General features: G+C 60.3%; 20 protein-coding genes. 3 read left to right on the top strand and 17 right to left on the bottom strand.

Translation table 11 applies throughout. The features are described 5' to 3' along the window. From Q8R10_RS09450 to puuE, 8 genes are all read right to left on the bottom strand, one after another. Window positions 1-1,080: an ABC transporter permease gene (locus Q8R10_RS09450; protein WP_305653285.1), complete on the bottom strand. Its 1,080-nt coding sequence runs from the start codon at window positions 1,078-1,080 to the stop codon at window positions 1-3. Window positions 1,081-1,101: 21 nt separating this feature from the next. Further along, window positions 1,102-2,664, bottom strand: coding sequence for an ABC transporter ATP-binding protein (locus Q8R10_RS09445; protein WP_305653167.1), 1,563 nt, complete (start codon window positions 2,662-2,664; stop codon window positions 1,102-1,104). Window positions 2,665-3,214: 550 nt separating this feature from the next. Beyond that, on the bottom strand, window positions 3,215-4,093 hold the full coding sequence (locus tag Q8R10_RS09440) for an outer membrane protein OmpK (RefSeq protein WP_305653165.1): 879 nt from the start codon (window positions 4,091-4,093) through the stop codon (window positions 3,215-3,217). Window positions 4,094-4,202: 109 nt separating this feature from the next. Continuing rightward, entirely contained in the window at window positions 4,203-5,396 is a 1,194-nt protein-coding gene (locus tag Q8R10_RS09435; protein WP_305653164.1) for a urate hydroxylase PuuD, read from the bottom strand. Between the two features lie 51 nt (window positions 5,397-5,447). Continuing rightward, window positions 5,448-5,948, bottom strand: a complete 501-nt coding sequence (locus tag Q8R10_RS09430) for an ureidoglycolate lyase (protein ID WP_305653163.1) — start codon at window positions 5,946-5,948, stop codon at window positions 5,448-5,450. A 165-nt stretch (window positions 5,949-6,113) separates the two neighbouring features. Continuing rightward, complete coding sequence (gene alc / locus Q8R10_RS09425; RefSeq protein ID WP_305653161.1) at window positions 6,114-7,109, bottom strand: allantoicase; 996 nt, start codon at window positions 7,107-7,109, stop codon at window positions 6,114-6,116. 48 nt (window positions 7,110-7,157) lie between these two features. Continuing rightward, the gene (gene uraD, locus Q8R10_RS09420) at window positions 7,158-7,673 is read right to left on the bottom strand and encodes a 2-oxo-4-hydroxy-4-carboxy-5-ureidoimidazoline decarboxylase (protein ID WP_305653159.1); all 516 of its coding nucleotides are present in this window, start codon (window positions 7,671-7,673) and stop codon (window positions 7,158-7,160) included. Continuing rightward, window positions 7,670-8,617: an allantoinase PuuE gene (gene puuE / locus Q8R10_RS09415; RefSeq protein WP_305653157.1), complete on the bottom strand. Its 948-nt coding sequence runs from the start codon at window positions 8,615-8,617 to the stop codon at window positions 7,670-7,672. The genes uraD and puuE overlap by 4 nt, the downstream gene beginning before the upstream one ends. A gap of 416 nt (window positions 8,618-9,033) precedes the next feature. On the opposite strand from puuE, the gene uraH reads away from it, so the two are divergent. After that, window positions 9,034-9,387, top strand: a complete 354-nt coding sequence (uraH, locus tag Q8R10_RS09410) for a hydroxyisourate hydrolase (RefSeq protein ID WP_305653155.1) — start codon at window positions 9,034-9,036, stop codon at window positions 9,385-9,387. A 165-nt stretch (window positions 9,388-9,552) separates the two neighbouring features. Here uraH and Q8R10_RS09405 read toward each other — a convergent pair whose 3' ends face one another. Further along, on the bottom strand, window positions 9,553-10,179 hold the full coding sequence (locus Q8R10_RS09405) for a LysE family translocator (protein WP_305653153.1): 627 nt from the start codon (window positions 10,177-10,179) through the stop codon (window positions 9,553-9,555). Window positions 10,180-10,248: 69 nt separating this feature from the next. Further along, on the bottom strand, window positions 10,249-11,595 hold the full coding sequence (locus Q8R10_RS09400; RefSeq protein ID WP_305653151.1) for an NCS2 family permease: 1,347 nt from the start codon (window positions 11,593-11,595) through the stop codon (window positions 10,249-10,251). A 622-nt stretch (window positions 11,596-12,217) separates the two neighbouring features. Between Q8R10_RS09400 and Q8R10_RS09395 the strand changes: the two genes are divergently transcribed. After that, entirely contained in the window at window positions 12,218-12,988 is a 771-nt protein-coding gene (locus tag Q8R10_RS09395; protein WP_305653149.1) for a GntR family transcriptional regulator, read from the top strand. 331 nt (window positions 12,989-13,319) lie between these two features. Here Q8R10_RS09395 and Q8R10_RS09390 read toward each other — a convergent pair whose 3' ends face one another. From Q8R10_RS09390 to Q8R10_RS09380, 3 genes are all read right to left on the bottom strand, one after another. After that, window positions 13,320-14,630 carry a PAN domain-containing protein gene (locus tag Q8R10_RS09390; protein WP_305653147.1) on the bottom strand — a complete coding sequence of 437 codons (1,311 nt, stop codon included), beginning with the start codon at window positions 14,628-14,630 and terminating at the stop codon, window positions 13,320-13,322. Window positions 14,631-14,903: 273 nt separating this feature from the next. Continuing rightward, a complete protein-coding gene (locus Q8R10_RS09385) occupies window positions 14,904-15,662 on the bottom strand; it encodes a hypothetical protein (RefSeq protein ID WP_305653145.1) in 759 nt (252 codons plus the stop codon). Window positions 15,663-15,806: 144 nt separating this feature from the next. After that, a complete protein-coding gene (locus Q8R10_RS09380; RefSeq protein WP_305653144.1) occupies window positions 15,807-16,766 on the bottom strand; it encodes a sterol desaturase family protein in 960 nt (319 codons plus the stop codon). A 167-nt stretch (window positions 16,767-16,933) separates the two neighbouring features. Here Q8R10_RS09380 and Q8R10_RS09375 point away from each other — a divergent pair, with 167 nt between their 5' ends. After that, complete coding sequence (locus Q8R10_RS09375; protein ID WP_305653143.1) at window positions 16,934-17,932, top strand: AraC family transcriptional regulator; 999 nt, start codon at window positions 16,934-16,936, stop codon at window positions 17,930-17,932. Between the two features lie 158 nt (window positions 17,933-18,090). Here the strand turns inward: Q8R10_RS09375 and guaD are convergent, their stop codons facing one another. The 4 genes from guaD to xdhA form a co-directional block, all read right to left on the bottom strand. Beyond that, window positions 18,091-19,395 (bottom strand): guanine deaminase, encoded by a 1,305-nt coding sequence (gene guaD / locus Q8R10_RS09370; protein WP_305653141.1) that lies wholly within the window; start codon window positions 19,393-19,395, stop codon window positions 18,091-18,093. 145 nt (window positions 19,396-19,540) lie between these two features. Beyond that, window positions 19,541-20,392 carry a xanthine dehydrogenase accessory protein XdhC gene (gene xdhC, locus Q8R10_RS09365; RefSeq protein WP_305653139.1) on the bottom strand — a complete coding sequence of 284 codons (852 nt, stop codon included), beginning with the start codon at window positions 20,390-20,392 and terminating at the stop codon, window positions 19,541-19,543. Window positions 20,393-20,638: 246 nt separating this feature from the next. Continuing rightward, the gene (xdhB, locus tag Q8R10_RS09360; RefSeq protein WP_305653137.1) at window positions 20,639-23,035 is read right to left on the bottom strand and encodes a xanthine dehydrogenase molybdopterin binding subunit; all 2,397 of its coding nucleotides are present in this window, start codon (window positions 23,033-23,035) and stop codon (window positions 20,639-20,641) included. Beyond that, a complete protein-coding gene (gene xdhA / locus Q8R10_RS09355; RefSeq protein WP_305653135.1) occupies window positions 23,028-24,494 on the bottom strand; it encodes a xanthine dehydrogenase small subunit in 1,467 nt (488 codons plus the stop codon). The genes xdhB and xdhA overlap by 8 nt, the downstream gene beginning before the upstream one ends. Window positions 24,495-24,592: the final 98 nt, after the last annotated feature.

Below are 24,592 nucleotides of genomic sequence, written 5' to 3'. Positions count from 1 at the left end.
TTAATGCCCTGCCTTGGCCGGTGCCCAGCGCATCCGTAAGCGGTAATTGATAAACAGGTCAGAGCCGAGCAAGAAGAACAGCAACATGCCCTGGAACACCTTGGAGATGGAGGAGGGCAGACTCAAGTACTGCTGCGCTTGTTCGCCGCCGATATACAGCAGCGCCATCAGCAGGCTGGCGAAGAAGATCCCCAGCGGATTCAAACGGCCGACGAAGGCCACGATGATGGCGGCAAAGCCGTAACCGCTGGCCACCTTGTCGGTTAGCTGGCCCATGGGCCCGGCGACCTCAGCCATGCCGGCCAGTCCGGAGCAGGCGCCGCCGGCCAAGAGGCCAATCCAGACCATCAACTTGGCCGAGAAGCCGGCATAACGCGCGGCCTCTGGCGCCTCGCCGGCGACCCGCATCTTGAATCCGAGAAAGCTTCTTTGCATAAACAGGTAGCCGATCAGCAGCACCCCGAGGGCCAGTACAAAGGCCAGGTTCAAGCGGGTGCCCTCGACTAACATCGGCAGCAATGCCGAGTCGGAGAACATCTTGCTCTGCGGGAAATTAAACCCCTCCGGGTCGATCCAGGGGCCGAATACCAGCCAGGACACCAGCAGCTGGGCGATATACACCAGCATCAACGACACCAGGATTTCATTGGCATTGAAGTGGGTACGCAAAAACGCCGGAATCGCCGCCCAAGCCGCCCCGCCCAGCGCGCCGGCGAGCACCATGGCGACCAACACCTGGGGGCCGCTGATGTCCTCCAGTAACAAGGCGGCGCCTGTGGCGGCGCAGGCGCCGACGATAAACTGGCCTTCGGCGCCGATGTTCCACACGTTGGCGCGAAAGCCGATGGCCAAGCCGACGGCGCAGAGCATCAGCGGCGTGGCTTTGAGCAGCAGCTCGGCGACCCCGTTCCAGTTACGCAGCGGGTTAAGGAAAAATACCTGGAAGCCCTCGAGCGGGTCTTTACCCAAGGCCGAGAACACCAGCAAGCCGCCAATCAGGGTCAGTGCCACGGCGATCAGCGGCGACAAATAACTCATGGTGCGCGAGGCTTCGGGGCGGGTTTCAAGCTTGAAAGACAGCATGTTCGTTGTCCCTTATTCTTAGTGGGTGTTGGCGATCGCGGCGCTGTCGGCGTCGGGCCACAGGCCGCTCATCCATACGCCGATGTCTTCCACCGAGGTTTCGCTCGGTGCCCGACTCGGCGACAGTCGACCCTTGGCGATCACGGCGATGCGGTCACAGATTTCAAACAGCTCATCCAGTTCTTCCGAGACCACCAACACCGCGCAACCGCTGTTTCGCAGGTCGATGATTTGCTGGCGAATAAAGGCCGCCGCGCCGACGTCCACGCCCCAGGTGGGTTGCGCGGCCACCAGCACCTTGGGGGCCTGGAGGATCTCGCGGCCCATAATGAATTTTTGCAAGTTGCCGCCCGACAGCGCGCTGGCTTGTGCGCCGGCGCCGCCACATTTGACGTTGAAGGCCGCGATGCACTGCGTGGCGAAGGCTTTGGCGGCGTTGAAGTTGAGCAAGCCGTGCTTGACCAGCGACTGGGAGATGGCGCCGGTGAGAATCGCGTTGTCACTCAGCGACATGCTTGGCACGGCCCCGCGGCCGAGGCGTTCTTCCGGGACAAAACCCAGCCCCAGCGCGCGTCGGCGTCCGGCCGACAAACGCCCGGCTGAGTGGCCGCAAATCTGCACGGCGGCGCGCTCGCGCAGCGGCGTTTCGCCAGAAATCGCGGCGAGCAATTCGGCCTGGCCGTTACCCGAGACCCCGGCAATCCCGACTATCTCCCCCGCGCGCACCTCCAACTGGATGTCCTTGAGGGCGGTGGCAAAGGGGTCGGCTGGGGTGTGGCAGAGGTCGCTGAGTTTGAGTCGAATCTCGCCGGTGCTTTGTGCGCTGCTGTGTTCGCAGGCCGGCAGGTCTTTGCCGATCATCAGGCGGGCCATGCTTTTGGGCGTTTCATCGCTCGGAATGCAGGCGCCGGTAACCTTGCCGGCGCGCAGCACGGTGGCGGTGTGGCAGAGTTCTTGGATTTCATCGAGCTTGTGGCTGATATAGAGAATCGAGCAGCCCTCGCTGGCCAGTTGCCGCAGGGTTTCAAACAGGGTGCGCACCGCTTGCGGGGTGAGCACCGAAGTGGGTTCGTCCATGATCAGCAACTTGGGGTTTTGCAGCAGGCAGCGGACGATCTCGACCCGCTGGCGTTCGCCAACAGACAAGGCATGCACATGCCGGCGCGGGTCCACCGGCAGACCATAGCGCTTGGACACCGACTCGATACGCCGGGCGAGATCCGTCATGTCCGGTTTGCCCGGCAGGGCCAGGGCGACGTTCTCCAGCACGGTGAGAGTCTCGAACAGGGAGAAATGCTGGAACACCATGCCGATCCCTAGGCTGCGCGCATGGGCCGGGTTTTCCACCTTGACCGCTTGGCCTTCCCAGAACATCTCGCCGGCCGTTTGCCGGGTCACGCCGTAGATGATTTTCATCAGGGTCGACTTACCCGCGCCGTTCTCACCCAGGACGGCATGAATCTCGCCGGGCAGCACTTGCAGATCAATGCAGTCGTTGGCGACGACACTGGGGTAAACCTTGCTAATGCCTTTTAAGCTCAGCCTTGGCTGGCGATCCGGTGTGGCGGCGAACTCATGCATTGGGTGTTTTCCTGATGTTCGGTGGCTGAAGCGTCCTGCGAGTACTGCAAGGGTCGAATTATTTCTTATAAAACTGTCTTGTTGGTCAGGCTTTATTGCCAGAGCAAAAACAAAGCCAAAGCTGTCTTTAGGGACAGGAAAAGACAATTTAATTCGAATGGGGGGATGAAAAGCCCTATGTTGAGCGGTCGCGCTAATTGCGCTAAAACTTTTGGCGCGCGCCGGTGCGGCGGCTGTGCCGGCGGTTGCTACTTTTTGGCGCACTAATGGTTACTGTGCGCGAAAGTGCGGCAACTATTGCCTAGGGCGTTACCGGGCATGACCGGATAGGTGTGCACTTCGATGCGTACTTCGATGGGTACTTCGATGCGTACTACGATGTGCGCGCGTTGGCGTGCTGTTTAGGCCGCTGGCTATGCTGATGTGGCGTTTGCGAGGGAGGGCTGTGACAGGTTGCGCGACGCGGTGTTGGCGAGGGATTACTGCGGGCTAAACAACCACGCCCAGCAGCTGGGCTGTCTGGGCGTGGAGTCAGGCGCTTAAACGGTGTTTAGAAGTGGTACTTGACGATGCCCTGCACGGCGACCTGGTCGAAGCCATCATCGGAGCCGTCGATCGGCTTAATGCCGTATTTGTTGTGCCACATGTTCAGCTCGGTACCGACGTAGAGCTTGCGCGCTTCGCCGAACAGTTCCTTGCCCGCATCCCATTTGACCTGGATCGAGGAGCCCAGCGAGGTTTGGGTGTTGGCCTCTTTGGACGCGCTGCGCCAGTCGGCGTAACCGTCGATGACGAAGCTCTGCTCGCCAATGGCGAAGGGGTAAGCGCCGGCTATGGTTAACTGCTCTGCATAGCCATTGCCGGCATCGCCGGCGGTCTCGCTGCCGAGGAAATCGTAATCAAAGAACACGTTGTTGTTGATCTTGACCCGGTACAGGTTGGTCTGCAGGAAGGCAAAGCCCGGGGCGTCCCAGTCCAGACCCATGCCGTACAGGTAGTTTTCGGTGCCGGGGCCGCCATTGCCTTTTTCATACACGAAGGCTGCCAGCACGTCTTTGACCGGGCCGAACGCCAGGCTTTGGCCGGTCAGCCAACTGCCGCTGACGCGCGGGTTGATCTCCATGTAGTAGAAGTTGCTTTTTTCTTTCGCGTCCATGCTGAACAGGTGATTGCCGCTGTACTGCATGTTGTCGGCGTTGACGTAGTCGATGAACATAAATACATCGCCCCAGCCCCAGCCGCTGGCGTGCTCGAAGCTGAAAGTGCTTTGCGAACGCTGCTCTTCATCGTTGAAGTTCATTTCGTTGAAGTTGTCGCCGTTCAGGTAGGTCAGGCTGTTGTCCTGAAACTTCAGCAGGTCGCCGGCCATGGCGTGGCCGCTAAGGGCTAGGCCGGTGGCGAGCATCAGGCTTGGAAAAGTACGCTGCATACGAGTTACTCCTAGTTGTTGTTATGGATGGAACAGGTGCTGGGTGAAGCTGTTATGCGGCGCCAGGCTTAGTCTTACGGCCAAGCCTGGCGCAGGCAGCTGAAGGGTTTTAGTTGAGCTTGGCGCCCTGGCTGATCCAGGCGCCGATCAGGTCGCGCTCGGCCTGGGTCATCTGCGTCAGGTTGCCCAGGGGCATGGTTTGCGTGGCCACGGCTTGGGCTTGAATGCGCGGGGCCAGCAGGCGGATCTGCTCGGCGGTGTCAAACATCACCCCGCCAGGGGCTGCGCTGAACATTGGGCTGGTCGGCTTGGTGGCATGACAGGTGCTGCAGCGCTCCTGGATCACCTTGTTCACCTGGCTAAAGGTTTCGGCGTTGGAGTTGACCACCGCGACTGCGGCCGCAGGCGTGCTGCTTGGGCCGGTAACGAAAGCCAGGCAGATCATCCCTAAGGCAGCAACCGGGATGGTCCAGGCGAACTTGTTGCTGTTATGTCGGGTGTTGAAGTAATGACGAACCAGCACGGCCATTACTGCAATCCCGGCCAGAATCAGCCAGTTGTATTGGCTGCCATAGGTGCTCGGGAAGTGATTGCTGATCATGATGAACAGCACCGGCAGGGTGAAGTAGTTGTTGTGCCGTGAACGCAGCAAGCCTTTGGCCGGCAGCGCCGGGTCGGGGGTGGTGTTGTCTTCGATGGCCTTAACCAGCGCGCGTTGTGCCGGCATGATGGTGAAGAACACGTTGCCGACCATGATGGTGCCGATGATGGCACCGACATGCAGATAGGCCGCGCGGCCGCTGAAGATGGTGCTGAAGCCATAAGCCGCCGCGATCAGCAGGATGAACAGCACTGCACCGAGCAGGGCTGGGTGCTTGCCCAGGGCCGAATCACAGAGGAAGTGGTAGGCCACGTAGCCGGCAATCATTGAGCCGAAGCCGATGGCGATGGCCATGGCGGGGGCCATGTCACTGCCGGGGGCGATCAGGTATAGGCTTGGGTTGAGGTAGTACACCACCAGCATCAGGGCAACACCCGACAGCCAGGTGAAATAGGCTTCCCATTTAAACCAATGCAGGTTGTCCGGCATGCTTGGCGGGGCCAGTTTGTATTTTTCCAGGTGGTAGATACCGCCACCGTGGATCGCCCATAAGTCACCGGCCAGCCCATCGCGCGGGTTGACTCGGTTCAGGTTGTTTTCCAACCAGACGAAATAAAACGAGGCGCCAATCCAGGCCACGCCGGTGATCATATGAACCCAGCGAATGCTCAGGTTCAGCCATTCCAACAGATGTGCTTCCACAGTCGTTACCTCTTTGCACCTAGCGCCGGGTTAAGGGCTTTAGGCCTTCTCTTATTGGTGGGTGAGGAGAAGCTGTTCATCCTCGTTAAAGAAATGCTCATCGCAGTTGTTGCCAGAACCGCTGCGATCAACCACCAGGAAGTCATCCCGCTTTTCGATCGTCAGCACCGGGTGGTGCCAGACGCCGCGATGGTAATTAACGCCCTGCCTGCCGTTACTACGGAAGACCCGGACTAATTCCGACTGCGGGGCATCGCCAACCGGCGCGACCACAATCAGAAAGGGGTTGCCGAGCAGCGGAATAAAAGCCTGGCTGCCCAGCGGATGACGCTCCAACATGCGCACGGTTAACGGCATATCCAGCGCCTCGGCGCTGAAGATGCTGATGATGGCCTGGTCGTCCGGCTGCGCCGTCTCGACTGTGGCCAATTTGTGATAGCGGCGGGTGGAACCGTTGTTGATCATAAAATGCGCGCTGCCGTCGGTTTCGATCACGTCACCGAAAGGGGCAAAGGCTTCTTTGGTCAGCGGTTCTATCTGCAATGTGCGCATGTGGGTCTTCTATTCGTTGCGTTGGATGTCGATGCACTGCTTTTGTAGGAGCGGGCTTGCCCGCGATGGCTGCAAAAGCCATCGCGGGCGGCAGCCGTTCCAGACGACTCGCCGCATTTCCCACATCCATGTGGGTCGCTAAAGCCGCTCCTACAGGTTTTGCATTTATTTGCTCGCCTTGCCAAACAGCCGCAAGCGGCTGATACCGCCATCCGGGAACACATTGACGCGGATGTGGGTGATCGGGCCGAGGGCTTTGATCTGTTCGCTGAACTCATGCTCGGCGTGCATTTGCAGCTTCTGGTTGGGCAGTAGTTCGCGCCAGAACAGGCTCTGGGTTTCGATCTGGTTGTCGGTGCCGCCCTTCACAAAGGCCGCCTGGATCGAGCAGCTGTCTGGGTAGTTGCCTTTAAAGTGCAGGGTGTCGACCACGATGCGTTCGATCTCGCCCGGATGGCCGAGGGCGACAATTACCCAGTCGTTGCCTGGGGTGCGTCGGCGCGCAGTTTCCCAGCCGTCGCCCATGTTGATGCCACGGCCCGGGTTGAGGATGTTGCTCATGCGCCCGAAGTGTTCATCCGAGCAGGCCAGGGCGCGGCCGCCATTCAGGGCGCTGGCCAGATCGAGTTGCTCGTTGTCGCCGACGTTGCTCCAGTCGCGGAACGGCACGCCGTGCACACGCAAGCGCGCCACGCCGCCATCCGGGTAGATGTTAAAACGCAGGTGGGTGAAGGCCTGGGCGTTGTCGATGACGTGGTAGTGGTGGCTGTTGCCTTGCAGCTCAACGGCGGCCAGTACTTCGGTCCACTCGGTGGCATCGCTCGGGTCACCTTCAACCACGAAGCAGGCTTCCAGCGAAGCTGACGGCGGGAAGTTGCCGGTGAAGAAACTGGTGTCTATATCCACGCCCTTGATCGAGCCCGGCACGCCGAGGCGAATCACGCAGCTGTCGTAACCTTCGAAGCGCTTGCGGCGCGACTCCCAGCCATCCATCCATTTACCGTTGTCATCGAACACGCCTTCTTTCCACACCGCAGGGGTCGGTTGGAACAGGCGGTTGACGTCGGCGAACCAATCGTCGGTGACCGAGATGGCTTTGGTGCCCAGACGGGCATCGGCCAGGTTGACGAACTTCTCGAAGGGTGCGGCGTACGCTTTCATTATTGGACTGCCTTAATTAGGGGCTGGGAGGTGGCGGTTGTTTCGCAGCTACAGGGTTTGCAGCCGGAACAGCGCGATCTTGTTGATCTCGGCCAGGGCCCGGTTGAATTCGACCTCAGCGGAGTTGTGAATCCGCTCTTCGAAGGCCGCCAGGATCTGGTGCCGATTGCTGCCTTTAACCGCCATGATGAAGGGAAACGCGAACTTGGCCTTGTAGGCGTCGTTCAGCTCGGTGAAGCGGGCAAACTCCTCACTCGTGCATTGGTGGATGCCCGCGCCGGATTGCTCCGAGGTGCTGGCGTCAGTCAGTTCGCCCTGGACCGCAGCTTTACCGGCTAAATCCGGGTGAGCATTGATCAGCGCCAGTTGGGTGACTTTATCGGCGCTGAGCAGCAGGTCGGCCATGCGTTGGTGGAGGCCGTCGACGGTGTTCAAGCTGTCATCCAGGCCTAGGTCAAAAGCCCGTTCGGCGACCCACGGCGAGTGCTCATAAATGTCGGCAAAAGCGGCGACGAACTCGGCGCGGGGCAGTTGCGCCGGGGTCAAAGTCTGAAAGCGGCTCATTGCGCGTTCTCCGGTTTGAAAGGCTGCTGTTGGTACGGATGAGTGGCCTGCCAGTGGCGGGCGATATCGACGCGGCGGCTAAACCACACCTGTTGATGGCTTTGCGCATACTCGATAAAGCGTTGCAGCGCGGCGAGGCGTGCCGGGCGACCGATCAGGCGGCAATGCAGGCCGATCGAGAGCATCTTCGGCGCGCCTTCCACGCCTTCAGCGTAGAGCACGTCGAAGGCGTCTTTCAGGTAGGTGTAAAAATCGTCACCGCTGTTAAAACCCTGCGCCTGGGTGAAACGCATGTCGTTGGTGTCCAGGGTGTAAGGGATCACCAGGTGGGCGTTGCCAGTCGGGTTGTTGGTTTCCCAGTAGGGCAGGTCATCGTCATAGGTGTCGGAGTCATATAAAAAGCCACCTTCCTCCATCACCAATCGGCGGGTATTCGGTCCGGTGCGCCCGGTGTACCAGCCCAGGGGGCGCTCGCCGGTGATCTCGGTGAGGATGCGGATGGCTTCGAGCATGTGCTCGCGCTCTTGGGCCTCATCCATGTACTGGTAGTCGATCCAGCGGTAGCCGTGGCTGCAGATCTCGTGGCCGGCGGCGGCCATGGCGCGGATCAGCTCGGGATTGCGCTGGGCGGCCATGGCCACGGCGAAGATGGTCAGCGGAATATCGAATTTCTTGAACAGCTTGAGAATCCGCCACACACCGCTGCGGCTGCCGTATTCGTACAGCGACTCCATGCTCAGGTTGCGCGCGCCGGCAAGCGGCTGGGCGGCGACCATCTCGGAGAGAAATGACTCGGATTCTTTGTCGCCATGCAGGATGTTGCGTTCGCCGCCTTCCTCATAATTGAGCACGAAGGAGATGGCTATCCGCGCATCGTTGGGCCAATGCGGGTGCGGTGGGTTGTTGGCGTAACCGATCAGGTCGCGAGGGTAGTCAGCGCTCACTGCAGTCTTCCTTACTTAGATGTGTTGCGATCACGTGGCAGGCAGCAGGGTTTGCGCTTGGGTGATCGTGCTGAGTTAATTGTATACAAAATGCTTGGTTGTTTGTAAATCTAAAATTAACTTTTTTCTCTTCTTTCGCCTTCAGTAAATTCCCGCTGGAGCCCCTATGCTGCTTTTCGGTGCGGGCTAATAAGCACTGCCGGTAGTCCTTGAGCTTAAAGCGGGGGCGAGAAACGGTTCTGGGAATGGGGTAATTTATATTGTGTACAAAAAATGCAAAAACTGTCCTGTATTTATTTGTCGTGCTATTCTCAGTTCGCGCTCGGGCTCTGGTCTGTGTGGCGCACTGAACTCAATCATCTTTAAGGAGGCGCGGCAGCCAGCGCTTTACAGTTAAGCCGAGCTGCCCAGAAGCTATGGGACGTTTAACCACCCACGTATTGGACGCCGCCCACGGCTGCCCGGGCAGTGCGATTAAAGTCGAGCTGTATCGGGTTGAGGGCGAGCAACTGACGCTGATCAATCGCGTACTGACCAACCATGACGGCCGCTGCGATGCGCCGGTGCTGCAGGGCGCTGATTACATAAGTGGCGTCTACCAACTGCAGTTCCATGCCGGCGATTACTACCGCGCCCGTGGCGTAGAGTTGCCGGAGCCGGCCTTTCTCGATGTGGTGGTGCTGCGTTTTGGCATCAGCGCCGAGCAGGAGCATTACCACGTGCCCTTGCTGATCTCGCCGTACAGCTATTCCACCTACCGCGGCAGTTAATGCCGCGCCGGTGACCCCTTCCTTTGGAAAGCTTTTGCCCGTGCACACTACGGGCTTTTTTTCGCCTGGGATTTGTTGGGTGGGGCGTGGTTGAACCCATTTTGTATAGCCCAGCAGTGCTGGATAAGGGCCAAGGCGTGCTAAAGCCCATCCTACGTTTTGCGCTCAATGACTCAGCAGTGCCGCCATGGCTGCCCCGGCAAACAGGGTGGCGCTGGCGCGGTTGAACCAGACCTGCCCCTTACCCGAGCGCAGGTAGCCGGCTGCCGCCTGAGCGCTGAGGCCGTAGAACAGTTTGCAGCCGAGGTCTAGCAGTGGCCAGGTGGCGATCATTAGCAGTAGCTGCGGCAATAACGGCCGTTCGCTGCTGATAAATTGCGGCAAGAAAGCGGCGAAAAACAAAATGTCCTTGGGGTTGCTGGCACCCAGGCCGAAGGCTTGCCAGAACAGGGTGCGCCAACTTGGGTTGCCTGGCGCTGGAGCGCAAGTGCTCGGCTTGATCGCTTGGCGCGATGCCGCCCAGCTTTGTCCAGCTAGGTAAAACAGATAGAGCGCGCCGAAAACCTTCAGCGTATTGAACACTTGCTCGCTGCTCAGCAGCAGGGCACCCAGCCCGAGGGCCGAGGCGCTCAGCAGGCAGAGCGAGGCGCTGACCCCGCCGAGAAAGGCCGGTAACGAACGACGCAATCCATAGTTCAGGCTGTTGCTGACCATCAGCAGCGACAGCGGCCCGGGAATCAGAATCACGATCAGTGCGGCGCTGCTAAACAGCAGCCAGGTTTCCAGACTCATTTAGCCCTACTCCAGATGCATAAAAGCCCCAGCGCCGAGGCGCTGGGGCGTGGTTTGTTGCGTTAAAACTTAGAGGAAGATGAACTTGGCAATACAGATCGCCGCCAGTACATAGAGGCTGGCAGAGATTTCCTTATGCTTGCCAGTACCGACCTTGATGGCCACGAAGGTGATAAAACCCAGTGCCAGACCATCGGTGACCGAGAAGGTCAGCGGCATCATGATGGCGGTGATGATCGCTGGGATGGTGTTGGTGTGGTCTTCCCAGTCGATGTGGGCCATGCCGCTCATCATCAGCATCGCTACATAGATCAGTGCGCCGGCGGTGGCGTAGGCGGGGATCATGCCGGCCAGCGGGGCGAAGAACATCGCGGCGATAAACAGCACGCCAACGGTCACTGCGGTCAGCCCGGTACGGCCACCCGCGGCAACGCCGGCGGCGCTTTCGACATAGCTGGTCACCGGTGGGCAACCGAGCAGGGCGCCGAAGGTGCTGGCAGTACTGTCAGCTTTCATGGCTTGGCTGAGGTTTTCGATGTGGCCGTTCTCGGCAATCAGGTTGGCACGCTGCGCCACGCCCATCAGGGTGCCGGCGGTGTCGAACATGTGCACAAACAAGAAGGCCAGAATTACGCTGATCATGCCAACGTTAAGTGCGCCGGTAACGTCCATGGCCATGAAGGTGGGGGCGATGCTTGGCGGCATGGAGAACACACCATGGTACTCGACCAAGCCCAAGCCCCAGCCCGCCAGAGTGACGGTAAGGATGCTGATCAGAATGCCGCCGAACACACGGTGGTATTCCAATATCGCGATCATCAAAAAGCAGATGCCTGCCAACAGTGGCGCCGCTGCGGTCATGTCGCCGATGTGAATCATGGTGGCAGGGCTGGCAACCACAATGCCGGCTTCTTTTAGGCCTATGATGCCAAGAAACAAGCCAACCCCGGCACCCATGGCGTGACGCAGGCTTGGCGGGATGCTGTTAAGCAGCCATTCGCGAATCTTGCTGAAGGTCAGAATCATAAACAGCACGCCAGAGAGGAATACCGCACCGAGTGCCACTTCCCAGTTGTAACCCATGGCGCCAACCACGGTGTAGCTGAAGAACGCGTTCAAGCCCATGCCCGGTGCCAGGCCAACTGGCCAGTTGGCATACAGACCCATCAGGAAGCAACCGAAGGCCGCGGCCAAACAGGTAGCAACGAAGGCTGCGCCATGGTCCATGCCGGCGGCGACCATGATGTTGGGGTTAACGAAAATGATGTAAGCCATGGTGATAAAGGTCGTCAGGCCGGCAGCCAGTTCGATCTTTACCGTGGTCCGGTGTTGGCTCAGCTTGAACAAGCGTTCCAGCAGACCAGTGGCCGGTGGGCTCACGGCATAGGCGGCATTTGTTGGTTTGCTACTTTCCACTGCGTGGTACTCCTCATTACTTTTATTTTTAGTCACTGAACGCTGCTGGTATTGCTTTGGCGGCGCTCTGAGGCAAGGCATGAGTGAGTGCTCTGCAGGCTGTTTTCTGACTGTTAGGTCAGCAAACCTCACTGAGTCGATTATCGGGTTGTATACAAAAAAAGCAATTAATGTTTTTGATTTTGTCGCAGTTTATTCGGCCCGCAACTGCTGGTGAAAACACGCGCTTAGCAGTGCCGAACGGGACTGGCCTCAGCAATAAATAGCTTTATAAAACAGATGGATAGAGATTTGTGTGAATTGTTTTTAGCGCTGTCACGGCGAGGTTTTTTGCTGTTCGTGGCGTTTTTTGGCGATTAAAAAAACGCGCTAGTTACAATTTATTTGTTGGCGCTCTGCAGGCTTAGTCCGATAGGCAGTCGAGTCGGGGACGTGAAGTTGATCACGCTGGATTGCTGGCAGCGCTGCCGAGCCACGCTGGGCTGTGTGTGAGGTGTGTGCTTGGGTTTGGTTGTGTACAATGCGTCAGTCTTTTTACCCTCTGCATTTGCGCTTTTTTTGTCCGTAACTCGGCGCATGATCGTAGAGTCTGGTTTCGCCGTCCTCTTTGATACGAGCCCGCATGAACGAATCATTACAGCCGCTTAAGAAGCAACCGCGCGCCGGCAAAAACACCCGCAGCGGCACCCAAGACGATGTGGTCTACGCGCATATTTTTGATGCCATTCTCGAGCAGCGTCTGGCCCCCGGCACCAAGCTGAGTGAAGAAGCCCTGGGCGAGATTTTTGGCGTGAGCCGCACCATTATTCGTCGCGCACTGTCGCGTCTGGCCCACGAAGGCGTGGTGTTGCTGCGGCCGAACCGCGGCGGCGTGGTGGCCAGCCCCAGCGTCGAGGAAGCCCGGCAGATTTTTTATGCGCGGCGCATGGTCGAACGGGCCATTACCGAATTGGCAGTCGAGCACGCCACGGCTGAGCAACTGGCCGAGTTGCGGCAGATGGTCAGCGATGAGCAGTCGAGCTTCTCGCGCGGTGATCGCGGCGCCGGTATTCGCCTCTCGGGCGAGTTTCATTTGAAACTGGCCGTGGCGGCGAAGAACACCCCGTTGATTAGTTTTCAGCGCAGCCTGGTGTCGCAGACATCCTTGATTATCGCCCAGTACGAGAGCGGCAGCCGTTCGCACTGCTCCTACGATGAACACAATCAGCTGATCGACGCCATCGAGGCGCGCGACACGGCCAAGGCGGTCAGCTTGATGATGCATCACATGGATCACATCGACAGCAAGCTCAACCTCGACGAAGACAGCGCCTCGGATGACCTGCACGCGGTGTTCTCGCACCTGCTGCAAACCAAGAAGAAAATCGGCCGCGCCAGCAAGACGCCGAGCTAAAAGCCCTGCCTGCAGTAGGCAAAAGGCAGGTTATGGGTTGCACCGGGCTGTAGCGCAAGGAGGGGCTTTAGCCGCGACCAGCGTCGCCAAACTGCGCGCCCACAGAGCGCAAAATGCATCGCGGCTAAAGCCCCTCCCACGAAGATCGCAGCACCTTAGCTCCTCGCAACCCTAACGACCACAGAGCATTTTTGCTGCCTGCCGGCTTACTTCTTCTGCAGCTTGGGGCTACGCCTCGCACTCAGTAATCCACCTTGTTTAGAGCGCTATCGCCGAGCACCTGACCGTCGCGGCATGGGTTTTGCCATCTGGAATCATTAGACCGCTACAGTCAGCGCGTCACGGTGCCCGAGGTGCAACAGGCGTTGTCCGAAGGCTCCGGCACGCTGTCCTTGAGCCAGCAGCGGGCATGTTCGCCCTGGATGCCGGGGCGAACATAGGAGAACGCTATGCAGCGGGCTTCGCTGAGACAGAGCGCCTGGCACTGTCCCGGATCGGCGTTCGACATTTCCTCGCCGCGATAATCTCCGCCGAAGCGGTTGACGCCCTGCTCGAGCGGACCGGCTAGCACTTCACCGGACGGGGCCGTTGCAGCGGCGGAGCCGCCGGTCTCGACGCCGGCCTGGCGCAATAAATTTCGGTAGTAGGCGATTTCCACGTCGCGCGAACGCATGGTCCAGTTGCCGTTGCAATCCTGCCAATAGTTCGGGTACTTGCGCGCGCCTTCCTCCAGGCATTCGAGCGTCGCGCGCCAGCCGGCGATCTGCTCTTGATCGACGCCAGGTTGTTCCGTAGCGCCGCCATTTTCCACGGCGCCGGCTTGTTGTTGCTCCTGGTCCTGCTGCTTCTGCTCGGCCAATTTCTCGACAGCCGTGCGCAGGCGGTCGTGATAGACCGTACGCGCATTGGCCAGCACGACCTGGGCGCGCTTAGCCTGCCAATAGGCCAGCATCTGTGGCCAGGCTTCGTTTAGCCTGCTGTCCACCTGCTCGCGCAATGCCGGCGACAGGCCGAGCGGGCCGCCTTGCAACGTGTTCTTGTAATAGGTGAACCAGAGCTTCTCCAGCTCGCGTTTTGATTGCACCTGTGCGCCGATCGTCTCGGCTGTGATGGGCGGCGAGCGGCGGGCGAGAAAATCGCCGAAAAACGATTGCTGCGCGAATAGCTGGTCGATATTTCCGAGAAAAACATCCGGGCCATCTGAGCTACCGAAGATGGTCTGGTACAGCGCCACGTCGCGTCCGGATTCATAAACCTCATTCAAGGCGATCTCGATGGCGGCGGCGGTTCCGCCGACGATCAGCTTGCCGCCCTTGATGGCGAACCCGAGTTCCGGAAAGGTGACGTTGATACTGCCTTCGAGGAGTTTCAGGAAGGCCGCGTCGGCCGCTTCGTTGTTGATGGTCTGCGCGTCGTCGGCCGTGGTCGCATAGCTCACCACGGGATCGAGCGCGAGATCGTCGACCGTGTCGACGACGCCGCCGACGGCCCCCAGGGATTGGAAGATCACGTCCTTGATGAGATCTGTCGCGCTGTCCTGGGCGGTTTCGCCGGGCGAGGCGGCGATTGCCAAGGCCGCCCAAGCGCCGGCGAGCAGGAGCAGGGCAAAGCGATGGCAGAAAGAGGAGAAGGACATTTCCATGGCAGCACCCGTGCAAAGGTTGGACTGCAAACAGCTTAGGTATGCTGGCCGGGTTTCGCGAGCGGCAGAGGGTACAACGTGAAAACAACGCTGTTTGCCACAATGCTCCGCGCAAACCCACGCCATCGTTGGGCTGTAGCTTACTGGAGCAAAAGCACAGCGTTTTTCGTTGTTTGCTACGGCTTGGGAAGAAAGGGACTGCTTTAGCCTATTCCTCGACTCTACCGCCATTGATCCACTGGGCGAGTCGCTACAGGGTTAAGGCCGCTTGCTCTAGCGGATCTCTTGCCAGGTGACGCCCCAGGGGGCATTAATCCAGGCCCAGAGTGAGGGCCAGAAGCGCCGGCGTGCCTCGGCTGTGGCCTCGGCAGAGCCTTTGGGCTGAGGCGTCGAGGTTGTTGCGGGCTGGGCCTCCTCGGCTTCATCTGCACGAGCGGGGTGGTTTGAGGCCTGGGTCTCGCCGAAGTCGATCATTTCCACCGGCAGTGGCAGGTTCTCGATGCTCTGGCCGCCGAGGAGGTGCGCCAGGTTTTCGGCCAAGCCCATGCGTAGCCGGATTAGCAGCGCCTGCATGGCCGGGTTCAGCCCTGGGTTGCTCAGCAGTCTGTCCAGGTCACGGGCCATGGCTTGGAGTTCATCGATGACTTGCCTGCGCGCGGCCTGCTCCCGCTCGGTGAGCCCCTGAAGCTGGCGCACCAGCGTTTCGCGCTCGAAGGGTAGGCGCAGTTCGCTTGGGGTCTGGCCGCGGCGCTGCAGCAGCACGCGCAGCGCCAGTGCGGTCTGGGCATAACGGCGGAAAGCCTCGATCAGCTCCTGGGCATTCTCGAGCGGGGTCTCTTTCTCGGCGCTGCCGTCTTCCAGTTGCTCGAGCAGCGGATGAACCTGCCGGAACTGAGCGTTGAGCTTGGCATCCAGGTTGTTCAGGCGCAGCTTGACCTCTGCGCCCGACATGTTGAGCACCTTGCGCCCCAGCGTGTCTATGGTGGCGGCGAGTTCCGGGTGCGGCTCTGGCTGGGTCTCGCCCTGGTGCATCACGCTCTCCAGGCTTTTTTTCAGCGCACAAAAAAGCCTCAAGGTTTCGGCCTTGAGGCTTTTTTATGGCTCGTTACGTTGCGAGTTGCGCCGAGCGGCTGCAGCCGCCTGGCTGTTGGTGCCGGGACAGCTCAGGGCCCGTGGCTAACTTTCTCTGACACCCCTCTTGGCTGTCACTGAGGGGTTCTCGGCGCGCGGCCACTCTGGCGGCATCCACAGATGTTTGAGGCGCTGGTTCAAGGGGCCGGGTTTGCCCATGTCGCGCAGCATGTCCAGGTATTCATGGGTCCAGCTGAGGAGCAGGTTGGCGGTGTGGACCTGGCGACTGATGCCGTACTCCACCGGCTCGTGGGTGCGCTCTTCGATGAAGCTGCCGAACAGGCGATCCCAGACGATGAAGATGCCGGCGTAATTGGTGTCGATATAGTCGGGGTTGCGGCCGTGGTGCACGCGGTGGTGACTGGGCGTATTGAAGACGAACTCGATGGCCGGGTGCAGCTTCGGAATCAGGGTGCTGTGGACGAAGAACTGGTAGACCAGGTTGAGGGCGAAACAGACGCCGATCCACACCGGGTTGAAACCGAGCAAGGCCAGCGGCACGAAAAACAGCCAGTTGCCGTTGAAGATATTGGTGGCGTTCTGGCGCATGGCCGTAGAGAAATTCATCCGTTCGCTGGAATGGTGGGTGACGTGGGCGCACCAGAACCAGCGCACCCGGTGCTCGGCGCGGTGCATCCAGTAGAAGCTGAAGTCGACCAGCACGACCAGCAGCAGGCCAGTGGCGATATTGAGCGGGATATCCAGCAGCCGGTAGTGATAGGCCAGCGCGTACAGGGGAAAGGCCAGGACGCCGGCGAACAACAGCTCGGTGAGCTGGTAGCCGGCACCCAGCATGAAATTGCGGATGGCCTCGCGGCTGTCCATTAATTTGGAGTCGTGCTTGATGCGCGAGTATTCCCACAGCGCGGTGCCAATGAAAAAGGGCGTGGCGATGGCGAAGATCAGCTGGCGTTCATCCAGTGCCAACCAGGGCGCGAGAATGCCCCAGAGTTCGGCAAGGCCACTGTGGGTCCAGGTTTCGGTGAGCAGGTCGAGCAGTTGCATGGCAGTTTCCCTGGGTGGATAGGGCGCACCCCGTCGGCGGGCGAGGCAGGGGACGCAGTCATTGTTGCCCTGGGCGGCTAATGAAGATTGACCCTTTATGCCGTTCTATTGACAATCTATGCCACGCCGCAGGCAGACTGCCGTCACTACAGGGCATGGGGGAAATCATGACCAGCGTCATTCGCGTTACCGGTGCCTGGACTCAATTGCTCGGCGACTGGCTCGATCACGAAGGCCTGAGTGCGCCCGCTATTCGCGCGGTGCTGGCGCGCTGGGCGCCGGAAGAGATGGTCCCGCTGCCCGTCTGGAATGAGTTGCTGGCGCAGGCCGTGGCGCTGCGCCCACAGGTGCTGGCGCCGGGCTTGGCGATTGGCGCCGGGGTGCAGCCGCGGCATATCGGCGTCATGGGTTATGTGGTACTCGCCAGCGGTAACCTTGGAGAGGCCCTGCTCGCCTACCAGCGTTATGAGCGGTTGTTTTATGGCGTTGATCTGGTGACGGTGGTGGTGGCCGGGGCGGACATCGAGATCCGCTGGCCCAAGGACGCGCCGTTGTTCAATCAGCTCTCGGACTCGGTGGGGCTGGCGGCGTTGATCACGTTTTTGCGCCGCCAGGTGGACAGTTCGCCGGCGGCCTCACTGATCAGTTTTGTCCATCCGGCGCCAGCGACGGCGCAAGAGCGTGCGCACTACGAGGCGTTCTTTGGCTGCGCGGTGCGCTTCGCTGACAGCTACACGCGGGTGCGCTTTCCGGCCAGCTACCTGGCCATGCCCATGCCGCACAGCGACCCTAGCTTGCGCGTGCTCTTGGACCGCCAGGCCCAGGCGCTGTTGCTGGCCTTGCCGGATTCCGACAGCTTTGACCGGGCGCTGCAGCAGCTACTGGTGAAATTGCTGCCCGAGGGCGCGGTGAGTTTGCCGCGGGTGGCGCGCGAGCTGTGCGTCTCGGTGCGCACCTTGCAGCGGCGCCTAGATGCGCGGGGTATCACTTGGCAGTCGCTATTGGATCGCACCCGCGAGCAGCTCGCGCGCCAGTACCTCGCCGATCATTCGCTCAGTCTGGGCGATATTGCCTTGTTGTTGGGCTTCTCGGAGCAGAGTGCCTTCAACCGGGCTTTCCGCCGCTGGACGGGACAGGTGCCTCTGCAGGTGCGGCGGTTGCTATAAGGCTGAGCGGTGGTCGGCTTGGGAATAATCAGGTAGGGCGGGTGAAACCCGCAGCGCTTAACAACCGGGCAGATCAACTTCCTGCTCGTTCAAACCAGGCAGCCTGGGTGTGTTCAGGTGGAAAACGCTTCGTGGTTTTCCACCCGGCTGTGCGCGGCTTAATCGCGCTTATGCACCGAGTTGCCGGCGGCGAAGGTTTCTTTGATGGCGCGGTCGTCGCCGAGCATGATCAGGGCGAAGAGTTTTTCTGCCAGGGTTGTGGCTTGGGCCAGGCGGTAGCTCAGCAGTGGTGTGGCCTGGTAGTCGAGCACCACGAAGTCGGCGTCTTTACCCTGTGCGAAGTTGCCGATTTTGTCGTCCAGGTACAGGGCACGGGCGCCGCCGAGGGTGGCCAGGTACAGCGACTTGAAGGGGTCGAGTTTCTTGCCCTGCAGCTGCATGACTTTATAGGCCTCGTTCAGCGATTGCAGCTGCGAGAAGCTGGTGCCGGCGCCGACGTCGGTGCCCAAGCCAACTCGCACGCCATGGGCTTCGAGCTTGGGCAGGTCGAACAGGCCGCTGCCGAGGAACAGGTTGGAGGTCGGGCAAAAGGCCACCGCCGAACCGGTCTCGGCCAGACGCTTGCATTCGTCGTCGCACAGGTGCACGCCGTGGGCAAACACCGCGCGCGGGCCGATCAGCCGGTAGTGGTCATAGACATCCAGGTAACCCTTGCGCTCGGGGAACAGGCCCTTGACCCATTCGATCTCCTGACGGTTCTCCGACAGGTGAGTGTGCATATACAGGTCTGGATATTGCTGGAACAGCTCGCCGGCCAAGCTCAGTTGCTCGGGGCTGCTGGTCGGCGCGAAGCGTGGGGTCACGGCGTAGTGCAGGCGGCCCTTGCCGTGCCAGCGCTCGATCAGCTCGCGGCTGTCGGCGTAGCTGGATTCCGGCGTATCGGTCAGATAGTCCGGGGCATTGCGATCCATCATTACCTTGCCGGCGATCATCCGCAGGTTCAGCACTTCGCAGGCCTCGAAGAAGGCATCCACCGACTGCTTGTGCACGGTGCCGAACACCAAAGCAGTGGTGGTGCCGTTACGCAGCAGCTCCTTGAGGAAGATGCTGGCCACTTCGGCGGCATGGGCCTTGTCGGCAAACTGCTGCTCGGTGGGGAAGGTGTAGGTGTTCAGCCAGTCGAGCAGCTGCTCGCCATAGGAGGCGATCATGCCGGTCTGGGGAAAGTGAATATGAGTGTCGATAAAGCCTGGGCTAATCAGCGCATTCGGGTATTGGCTGATGGCCACGCCCTGCAGGGTGGGCAGCAGGTCGACGGCATGGCCGACCGCCTTGATCAGGCCGTTTTCGACCACTAATACGCCGTCGTCGAAATACTCATAGGACGCCTCGATACCGACCACGGCAGGGTCGGCGATGCTGTGCAAAATGGCGGCGCGGTAAGCGTGGGTGCTGGTGCTCATGGTGATCTCGATAAGGTGTTGAATTAGGGTTAAGTGCTGCTGCGTCGAATGCGGTCCGTAGGAGGGGCTTTAGTCGCGATGCTTGGCGGTTTTGAAGAGCATCGCGGCTAAAGCCCCTCCTACAGGTATGCGTCGAGAATGTTCTTCAGGCCTGACTACGCCGTGAATTGGGCAGCAGTTTGGCTACGGTTTCGCGCTGGCTGGCGGTGTGGCCGCTGCGTTCCTGGCCGAAGGCGGCGTTGTAGGTGGCGATGACTTCGCCGGCAATCGACACGGCAATCTCCATGGGCAACTTGCCTTTGACCTCGCTCAAGCCCATGGGGCAGCGCATGCGTTGCACCACCTCGGGTTGAAAGCCGCGCTCGCGCAGCCGGTGTTCAAACTTGACGCGCTTGGTCTGCGAGCCGATCAGGCCGTAGTAGGCGAAATCGTTGCGCTTGAGGATCGCCGCCGTCAGTTCTAAATCCAGCTGATGGTTATGGGTCATGACGATAAAGTAACTGCCGGCCGGCATATTCTCGACTTCATCGACCACTTCATCATTCAGCACCCGTTCAACGCCGGCCGGGATCAACTCGGGGAATTCGGCTTCCCGCGAATCGATCCAGCGCACCTTGCACGGCAAGCTGGCCAGCAGTGGCACCAGGGCGCGACCGACATGGCCGGCGCCGAATACGGCGATTTGCGCCTGGGGTTGGCCCATGGGTTCGAACAGCAACACGGTGGCGCCGCCGCAACATTGGCCGAGACTGGCGCCCAGGCTGAAGCGCTCCAGGCGGGTGTTCTGGCAGCGCGAAGCGAGCATCTCGCGGGCGATCTGCATCGCCTTGTGTTCCAGATGGCCGCCGCCGATGGTTTCGAAAATTCGCTCGGCAGTCACCAGCATTTTCGAGCCGGCATTGCGCGGCGTCGAGCCGAGTTCCTCGATAATGGTCACCAGCACGCAGGCTTGACCCTGTTGCTGCAAGTCGGCGAGGGCGCTGATCCAGCTGTTCATTTACTCAGCCTCCAAGTGGGTGGCAGTTGTCCCGGACGTGGCAGGCGCCAGTTGCTCGGCGAAGGGTCCAGTATGGGCACCGGAGTCGGCTGCGGCGCTTGGGTTTTCGGCTCGGTGTGGTTTGTCATTGTTGTGCACCGTTGGTGTTGGTAACAACCGTAGGGTGGGCTGTAGGGTGGATGACGCTTTATCCATCCACCAGGGCGGTGGAAAACGCTTCGCGGTTTTCTACCCTACGGTTTTGGTTTAAGCCGGTTCTGCCTCGGTTTGGGTAACCGCGACTGCGCTGTTTTTCACCGCCAGCATCTGCTGCACGCCCCAGAGCACGCGCTCCGGGGTGGCCGGGGCGTCGATGGCCGGTTGGGCGCGGTAGTCGGCGATGCTGGCCACCGCATCCTTGAGTGCACACCAGGCGGCGATACCGAGCATAAACGGCGGCTCGCCGACGGCCTTGGAGTGGAACACCGTGTCTTCCGGGTTCTTGCGGTTCTCCACCAATTTGACCCGCATATCCATCGGCATATCCGCCACCGCTGGAATCTTGTAGCTGGCCGGGCCGTTGGTCATCAGCTTGCCCTTGGCGTTCCAGACCAGCTCTTCCATGGTCAGCCAACCCATGCCCTGGACGAACGCGCCCTCGACCTGACCGATGTCGATGGCCGGGTTCAGCGAGGCGCCGACGTCATGCAGGATGTCGGTGCGCAGCATCTTGTATTCGCCGGTCAATGTGTCGACCAGCACCTCGACGCAGGCGGCGCCGAAGGCGTAGTAGTAGAACGGCCGACCGCGCGCTTGGCTGCGGTCGTAGAAGATCTTCGGGGTGCGATAGAAACCGGTGCTGGACAACGACACCTGGCCGAAATAGGCCTGGGCGATCAGCGCCTCGAACGACAGAAATTGATCGCGAACCCGTACCTGACCATTGCGGAACTCGACATCCGCCTCGGTGACCTGGTAGTGCCGTGCGGCGAATTCCACCAGGCGCTGCTTGATGATTTCGGCGGCGTTTTGCGCGGCTTTACCGTTCAAGTCAGTACCGCTGGAGGCGGCAGTCGGCGAGGTGTTGGGCACCTTGTCGGTGTTGGTGGCAGTGATCTGAATCCGCTCAATATCCACTTGGAAGACTTCGGCCACCACCTGCGCGACCTTGGTGTTCAGACCCTGGCCCATCTCGGTGCCGCCGTGGTTCAGGTGAATGCTGCCGTCGGTGTAGATGTGGATCAGCGCGCCGGCCTGGTTGAGGAAGGTGGCGGTAAAGCTGATGCCAAATTTTACCGGGGTCAGGGCCAGGCCTTTTTTCAGCACTGGGCTGTTGGCATTGAAGGCGATGATTTCCTCGCGGCGCTTGGCGTAGTCGCTGCTGGCCTCGAGATCAGCGGTCATTTCTTCCAGCAGGTTGTCTTCCACCGTCTGGTAGTAGTGGGTGACGTTGCGCTCGGTCTTGCCGTAGTAGTTGGCCTTGCGCACGTCCAGCGGGTCTTTGCCCAGGGAACGGGCGATGGCGTCCATCACCTCTTCGATGGCGACCATCCCCTGCGGGCCGCCGAAACCACGGTAGGCGGTGTTGGAGGCGGTGTTGGTCTTGCAGCGATGGCCGTTGATGGTGGCATCGCCCAGGTAGTAGGCGTTGTCGGAGTGGAACATGGCGCGGTCGACGATCGAGCCAGACAGGTCCGGCGAGTAGCCGCAGTTGCCGGCCAGCTCCAGTTGGATGCCGTGCAGACGACCGTTGTCATCGAAACCGACGTCGTACTGGACGAAGAACGGGTGACGCTTGCCGGTCATCTGCATGTCTTCGACGCGCGGCAGGCGCATCTTGGTCGGCCGCCCGGTCAGGTGCGCGATCACCGCGCAGATGCACGCAGGACCCGCCGCCTGGGTTTCCTTGCCGCCGAAACCACCGCCCATGCGGCGCATGTCGATGACGATCTTGTGCATGGCCACGCCCAGCACTTCGGCCACCAGCTTCTGCACTTCAGTGGGGTTCTGGGTCGAGCAGTAGACGAGCATGCCGCCGTCTTCGGTGGGCATCACCGAGGACACCTGGGTTTCCAGGTAGAAGTGCTCCTGACCGCCAATATGCAACTTGCCTTGCAGGCGGTTCGGCGCAGTGGCCAAGGCCGCGTCGGAGTCGCCGCGTTTGTGTTGATGGCTGTCGAGCACGAAGTGTTTCTTGGCCAGGGCGACTTCGACGTCGAGCACGGGTTCTAAGTCTTCGAACTCGATGATCGCCGCCATCGCCGCCTTGCGGGCGGTTTCCAGGTCTTTGGCGGCTACCGCGAGAATTGGTTGGCCGACGTATTCGACCAGACCATCGGCCAGCAACGGGTCACCCGGCACCACGGCACCGATGTCCAACTGTCCCGGCACATCTTTGCTGGTGATCACCAGGGTCACGCCAGGGATGGTGTAGCAGGGCGCGGTGTCGATGCTGATGATGCGGGCGTGGGCGCGGTCGCTCATGCGTGCATAGACGTGCAGCTGGTTGGGGAACTCCAGGCGGTCGTCGATATAGGTGGCTTCGCCGGACACATGTTTGTCGGCGCTGTCGTGCTTGACGCTACGGCCGACGCCGGTGGTCAGGCCTTGGGCAAATAGGGCGGCGAGCTCGGCCTGGGTTTTTTCAACGTGATGATTAGACATGAGCAGTCACCCGGGTAGCGAGGTCAGGGGTTTGCAGTTCGAGGAAGAACTTGCGCAGCAGGTTTTGCGCGATCAGCTGGCGATATTCCTTGCTGGCGCGGAAATCCGACAGCGGCATAAAGTCATCAGCCAAGGCCGCGCAGGCGCGCTCGATGGTGGCCGGATACCAAGATGAACCGATCAGGGCTTGCTCGCAGGCACTGGCACGCTTGGGGATGGCCGCCATGCCGCCGAAGGCGACGCGGGCATCGGTGACCACGCCCGCTTCGATGCGCAGATTAAAGGCGGCGCAGACGGCGGAAATATCGTCGTCCAGGCGCTTGGACACCTTGTAGGCGCGAAAGCTTTGTTTGCTGCTGGCGCGCGGCACGATGATTTTTTCGATGAACTCGCTTTCTTGCCGCGCGGTGACGCGGTAATCGAGGAAGTACTCGTCCAGCGGCAGGGTGCGGGTGCTATCGCCTTTGCGCAGCACCAGTTGCGCGCCCAAAGCGATCAACAGCGGTGGGGTATCACCAATCGGTGAGGCGTTGCCAATGTTGCCGCCCAAGGTGCCTTGGTTACGGATTTGCAGCGAGGCGAAGCGCTGCAGCAACTCGCCGAAATCTGGGTATTCGGCGGCCAAAGCTTGCGCGCAATCGGTCAGCGAGGTAGCCGCGCCGATTTCCAGGCGGTCGTCGAACTTGTCGATACGCTTGAGGGCTGCGACGTTGCCGACATAGATCATCACCGGCAGGGCGCGGTGGAACTGGGTGACTTCCAGCGCCAGGTCGGTGCCGCCGGCCAGCAACCGGGCTTCCGGGTGCGAGCTGTAAAGGTCAGCCAGGTCGGCGATGGTCAGTGGCACCAGGCAGCGCTTGTCGCCACTGTTGAGTTCGGCGGTTTCCTTCGGGGCGATGCTCTGTAGCTGAGCGATGGTCGCGGCTTCGCGGGCATCGAACTGATCCGGTTGAGCTTGGCAGCAGGACTGCTCGGCGGCATCCAGAATCGGCCGGTAGCCGGTACAGCGGCACAGATTGCCTGCCAGCGCTTCATGGGTCTTGGCGTGGCGCACGCTGGCGTCGTCCTGACCGTCGGCATTCTTCTGCAGGGCGAACAGCGACATGACAAAACCCGGCGTACAAAAGCCGCACTGCGAGCCGTGGCAGTCAACCATCGCCTGTTGCACGCTGTGCAATTGGCCTTGGTGCTTGAGGTCTTCGACGCTGATCAGCTGTTTGCCGTGCAGGGATGAGACGAAGGTCAGGCAAGAGTTCAGGCTGCGATAGCGGATGCGTTCGCGACCATTGACGCTCTCCAGCTCGCCGACCACCACGGTGCAAGCGCCGCAGTCGCCAGAGGCGCAACCTTCTTTGGTGCCGGGCTTGCCGGCATGGTTGCGCAAGTACTCGAGCACCGTGACATTGGAATCAAGGCTCGACTCGCTGCGTAACTCTTGATTGAGTAAAAACTGAATCACAAATGACCTCCGAACACTTTTATTGTTTTCTAGCATTGCTGTAGGTCAAATTTAGAGTTTATTGACTTGTCGGTCAACAAATATGCTGACCTATAAGT

The organism is Pseudomonas sp., assembly GCF_030698175.1.
Lineage (GTDB): Bacteria > Pseudomonadota > Gammaproteobacteria > Pseudomonadales > Pseudomonadaceae > Aquipseudomonas.
Note: the sequence above shows the minus strand (reverse complement) of the source record. Positions and strands in the feature narration are given on the sequence as shown.